Origin of the sequence: Methylocystis sp. (genome assembly GCF_051062815.1) — a bacterium.
GTDB lineage: Bacteria > Pseudomonadota > Alphaproteobacteria > Rhizobiales > Beijerinckiaceae > Methylocystis.
Genome location: NZ_JBPFDU010000037.1, coordinates 1 through 5065, shown reverse-complemented (window position 1 = coordinate 5065; position 5065 = coordinate 1). Strand labels below are relative to the sequence as shown.

The following is a 5065-nucleotide window of genomic DNA, read 5'->3' as shown; positions in this document are numbered from 1 at the left end:
GCCATGAGCGACCGCGAGGTCGGCGAAGAGCCTCGGCACGCGGTAATACAGCACGGAGATGTCCTGTCGGCAGGCTTTCTGGCCAATAGCGCAGGCAAGCCAGCTCTTGCCGAGCCCGCTTGCCCCGGTGATCAGCAGATTACGGCGCTCAGTGATCCAGTCGCAGGCGGAGAGTTTCAGGAACAGCGCGCGATCGAGTCCGCGTGGGCTCTGATCGTCCACGTCTTCGACACTGGCCGGATGACGCAGGCGGGCGACGCGAGACCGCGTTTCGAAGCGTTTTTGGCGACGCAGCGTCAGCTCGTATTCGAGGAGCAGGCCGAGCCATTCGGCGTGTTCAGGGCCGCGCCTCACCACCTGATGGGGCGTCGACTGGCGAACGTAGACGACCGCCTTGCGCGTCAGGTGAGTTGGCTACGAGGCTCTGACGACGCTGGAGAAAGAGTTCTCGGCGCTCTATTCGCCGCTTGGCCGGCCGTCGATCCCGCCGGAGATGCTGCTGCGGGCGATGCTGCTTCAAGCCTTCTATTCGATCCGCTCGGAACGCCAGCTGATGGAGCGGCTTGAGTTCGACCTCCTGTTCCGCTGGTCCGTCGGGCTTGGGATCGACGACGCGGTCTGGGATCACTCGGTGTTTTCGAAGAACCGCGACCGGCTGCTCGAAGGCGACGTCGCCGCGAAGTTCTTGAACGCGGTCCTCGAGCAGCCGCGCGTGAAGCGGCTTTTGAGCACGGATCATTTTTCGGTCGACGGCACGCTGATCGAAGCCTGGGCGTCGATGAAGAGCTTCAAGCCAAAGGAGGGCGCGGACGAACCGCCTTTTGAAAGCGGCGGGCGCAATAAGGAAGCGGATTTCCACGGCGAAAAGCGTTCGAACGAGACGCATGTTTCGATGACTGACCCTGAAGGGCTGATTCCGACTGATGGCGCCCCCTAAAACGAGATGAAGGCGCCCATCGATTCCGGAATGATCGCGCCCCCCGATTCCGAGATGATGCCGCCCCCTGCAACGGAATGATCCCGCCCGGGTAATTTCGTGCAGTGGCTCACCGCCGCCGTTGGCCTGATGAGGTCGCTCCTTTGGCAATCCAGAGGGAGCGATCGATGCCAGCGGAGCGGATTACGATGCGCCAGGCGCGCGAGATTATTCGACTGAAGGCGGCGTCGGTTTCGGCGCACGAGATATCCCGGCGGCTTGGCATGCCGCGCTCGACGGTTCGGGAAGCGCTCGAGCGCGCGGAGGGCGCCGGGCTGTGCTGGCCGCTGCCGGAGGGAATGAACGACGAGGCGCTGGAGGCGGCGCTTTACGCCAACCGGCGCAGCAAGCGCGGTCATCGGCGCGTCGAAGAGCCGGACTGGGCCGGCGTGCATCGCGAGTTGAAGCGCAAGCACGTCACCCTGACGATCCTGTGGGACGAATACATCGCCGGGAACCCCGGCGGCTATCGCTACTCGCGCTTTTGCGAGCTGTATCGCGCCTTCGAGAAGACGCTGTCGGTGACGATGCGGCAGACCCACGCCGCCGGCGAGCGCTTGTTCGTCGATTACGCCGGCGACGGCGTTCCCATCGTCGTCGACAGGCTCACCGGCGAAGTGCGCATGGCGCAGATATTCGTCGCGGTGCTGGGCGCGTCGAGCCTCACATTCGCGAGAGCGAGCTGGACGCAGACGCTTCCTGACTGGATCGAGGCCCATGTCGGCGCGCTTGAGGCGATCGGCGGCGTTCCGCAGCTCATCGTGCCGGACAACGCCAAGACCGCCATCGTCAAAGCCTGCTTCTACGATCCACAGGTCAACCGCACCTACGCCGATATGGCGGCGCATTACGGCGCCGCGCTTTTGCCGGCCCGGCCCAGAAAACCGCGCGACAAGGCGAAGGTGGAATCGGCGGTGCTGATCGTCGAACGCTGGCTGCTCGGCAGGCTGCGGCGCAAAACCTTCTACAGCCTCGGAGAGGTCAACGCCGCCATCGACGGGATGCTAAAAACTCTTAACGAGGAGCGCCCCATCCGCCGGCTCGGCGTCACCCGTCGCCAACTGTTCGATGAGATCGACCGCCCGGCGTTGAAGGCGCTTCCAGTCGAGCCTTACGAATATTGCGAATGGCGCCTGCACCGCGTCGGCATCGATTATCACGTCGAGATCGACGCGCATTATTACTCCGTGCCCTATCGCTTCGCCCGAGCGCAGGTCGAGGCGCGCCTGACCGTCCGCGGCGTCGAGATTTTTTATCGAGGCGAGCGCATCGCCGTCCATCTGCGGATGAGCGGCAATCACAAGCACACGACGATCTCTGAGCACATGCCATCGAGCCACCGGCGCTATGCCGGCTGGACCGTCGAACGCATTCGCGAGGACGCGCGCAAGATCGGCCCGGCGACGGCGGCGTTGTGCGAGCAGATTTTGGAGGCGCGGCCTCATCCCGAGCAGGGCTATCGCGCTTGTCTGGGCATCGTCCGCCTTGTCGGCCCCTATGGGTCCGAGCGCGTCGAGGCCGCGGCGGAACGCGCCATCGAGATCGGCGCGAAGACCTACGGCTCGATCAAATCCATCCTCGACAACAAGCTCGATCGGAAGCCGGCGCCAAAGCGCGCCGCGGACGCGGCTCCGATCCTTCACCCCAATATCCGCGGCCCGCGCTACTATCATTAGGAGACAGCGACTTGCTTAAACATCCCACCCTCGACCAGCTTCACGTCCTCGGCCTTTACGGAATGGCCAAGGCCTTCGTCGAACTCGCAGAAACAGATGAGGCGAAAGGGATCGACCGCAACGACTGGCTCGCTCTGCTGCTTGATCGAGAAGCGTCTCTTCGACGCGACAAGCGGCTGACGGCCAGGCTGCGCGCCGCAAAACTCCGCCAGCAGGCCAGCATCGAAGACGTCGACTACCGCGCCGCGCGCGGGCTCGATCGCGCCCTGTTCCAAAAGCTCGCCGAAGGCCAGTGGATCGACGCCCACGACAATCTGGCTCTGGTCGGCCCATCGGGCGTCGGCAAAAGTTGGCTCGCTTGCGCCATTGGCCAGAAGGCCTGCCGCGACAACCGTTCCGTCGTCTATCATCGCTGGCCGAAGCTCTGCGAAGACTTATGCCTCGCGCGCGGCGACGGGCGCCACCCGCGTCTTATCAAATCCCTCGGCCGCGCCGATCTCCTGATCCTCGACGACTTCGGCCTCGAGCCGCTCGACGCCGGCGCCCGCCACGATCTCCTGGAAATCCTTGAAGAACGCTATGGGCGCCGATCGACGATCGTCACATCCCAACTTCCCGTGACCTCATGGCATGAGGTCATCGGCGATCCCACCTACGCCGACGCGATCCTGGACCGCCTCGTGCACAACGCGCATCGCATCGAACTCGTCGGCGAGAGCCTGCGCCGCGCCCGCGGGAAAGGAGCCAAAACGGCTTGACCAAAAACAATCGGAGGTGAGACAAATCTCGTCGGTCAATGAACGCGGCGCCCGGGCGGGATCATCTCGTAAAAGGGGGGCGCCATTATCCCGGAATCCCCGGGCGGCATTATCCCGTTACAGACGGGCGCCTTCGTCGGAATCGTCAGGCAACCCGCCGACTCAAGTCTTTGTCGGCTCTTCAGCGGCGTAGGCGCATCCTTCGGCGAGCGCAGCGGCAAAGAAACACGCCCAGGCAATCGCCAGTCGCGCGCAAGACGCGTGACCAAAATTCATGCGCTAACCGACGCGTAACGCTGCCTCTCGCCTTCTGACAACCGGCGGTCAAGTCGCTGTTTACCCGGCGGGCGCGGACATTCTGGCGAAACTGCCGCCTTATGGCGTTGCGCGGGCGACGACGGTTATCGCAGCGCCATTCACCGCCACACGCGCGCCCTAACCCGAAGGGACAAACTTGCCTCCGTCTGCGTCGCTGCGATCGCCGCCAAGGGTTAGGCGAGGCGATGTTGCGTCTGGCAAATCCAACTTGGGGATAGCGTATCGTTGGTTGAGCAAGGGCATGTAGTTGGACGCTGACGGCGCGGGCATGCCCGTGACGAACGCGGCCGCTGCCAGGAGAAACTGGACGCCGCGATCCGCTTTTGGTTTGCGGAAGAAGACGAACTGGCGATCCATACCGTGGCGGCCGCAGCCTACCGCTCTCTCCGCGACCTTATGGCGCGACGCGGATTGCAGCCTTTTGGCGAATTTGTGCGCGCTGGATTTTTTTCGGCGGAGCTGCGCGACGCGCTGCCGATCGAGGCGGTCATAGACGACTGCCGCCGGCGGCAAGCTGTCTTCGGTACGGAGTGGCGTCGTGCTTAGCATACTGCGCGCGCCTGGGTTGGACGCCGGCCCGAGCAACCTGGCCTTGACCGGGCCGAACATGGCGCGAATCCGACTGTTAAGAAATCATGGAACAAAGCCACCGCAGAAAAGTTGCGGCCTCGGGCGGGCCGTGATGACAGAAAAAAACAACCAAAGAAGCGACCCGCTCGCTCGCGAACTCCAGGAATTGCCCTTCGCCGGTCTCCAGCAAATCGGCAAGGAGCTACGGATTAAGCTCACAGAGATCATCGGGGAACCGCTGCCCGACGAGTTACAAGCGCTATTGGAGAAATTGGAACAGGAGCTTGACCAAAAGTAGACGCGCAGCGGCGTGCTGACGATTGTCGTCCATCAATGGTGGCGAGCACGTAGCCTACATAGAATCCCGTCGAGTGCCGACGCCAAGGGCGTACTAACGGAGCCTAACTCCTCTGAGTTCCATGGTTCTCCTCCGAGGCCGTGCCGTCGCGACGCATCATCACGACCATGTCAGGCGCCGCCGCGATGATGGCCTCGTCCGCCATCGGCTTGTCACCCTCGATCGCCCCCGCCGCGTTGACTCCTCCCCCCAATTCGATGATCGCTTCGGCGGAAGTGCCGCGCCCGCCGATCACGGGCCGTTGGTTCTGCAGCGAGAGCTCGAAAAGGGTAAGCATCCGGTGAGGCACGTGGGCTGATCATTTTCAGCCAAGGACGGCTGCGCGTAGATCAGGCGGCGAGCTTTTTGGCTTGTAGGTCGGCGGCCCAGCGCCACGGTAGCAAGGCGGCGAGATCGGTTATCTTGTGAT

5 protein-coding genes and 2 pseudogenes are annotated in these 5065 nt (G+C 63.4%); 4 read left to right on the top strand and 3 right to left on the bottom strand.

Annotated elements, in window-relative coordinates; all coding sequences use genetic code 11:
• Positions 1-339: pseudogene (locus ACR65W_RS05805) on the bottom strand (ATP-binding protein); the annotation flags it as partial.
• An 82-nt stretch (positions 340-421) separates the two neighbouring features.
• Here ACR65W_RS05805 and ACR65W_RS05800 point away from each other — a divergent pair.
• The 3 genes and pseudogenes from ACR65W_RS05800 to istB form a co-directional block, all read left to right on the top strand.
• Positions 422-928 (top strand): annotated as a pseudogene (locus ACR65W_RS05800) (transposase); the annotation flags it as partial.
• A gap of 197 nt (positions 929-1125) precedes the next feature.
• Positions 1126-2652 carry an IS21 family transposase gene (gene istA / locus ACR65W_RS05795; protein WP_434500503.1) on the top strand — a complete coding sequence of 509 codons (1527 nt, stop codon included), beginning with the start codon at positions 1126-1128 and terminating at the stop codon, positions 2650-2652.
• A gap of 11 nt (positions 2653-2663) precedes the next feature.
• Positions 2664-3410 carry an IS21-like element helper ATPase IstB gene (gene istB, locus ACR65W_RS05790; RefSeq protein WP_434500502.1) on the top strand — a complete coding sequence of 249 codons (747 nt, stop codon included), beginning with the start codon at positions 2664-2666 and terminating at the stop codon, positions 3408-3410.
• Between the two features lie 435 nt (positions 3411-3845).
• On the opposite strand, the gene ACR65W_RS05785 is transcribed toward istB, so the two are convergent.
• Positions 3846-4337: a hypothetical protein gene (locus ACR65W_RS05785; RefSeq protein WP_124740578.1), complete on the bottom strand. Its 492-nt coding sequence runs from the start codon at positions 4335-4337 to the stop codon at positions 3846-3848.
• Positions 4338-4410: 73 nt separating this feature from the next.
• On the opposite strand from ACR65W_RS05785, the gene ACR65W_RS05780 reads away from it, so the two are divergent.
• Positions 4411-4596, top strand: a complete 186-nt coding sequence (locus ACR65W_RS05780) for a hypothetical protein (protein WP_109026916.1) — start codon at positions 4411-4413, stop codon at positions 4594-4596.
• Positions 4597-4699: 103 nt separating this feature from the next.
• Here ACR65W_RS05780 and ACR65W_RS05775 read toward each other — a convergent pair whose 3' ends face one another.
• Positions 4700-4933 (bottom strand): hypothetical protein, encoded by a 234-nt coding sequence (locus tag ACR65W_RS05775; RefSeq protein WP_434500501.1) that lies wholly within the window; start codon positions 4931-4933, stop codon positions 4700-4702.
• Positions 4934-5065 lie beyond the last annotated feature (132 nt).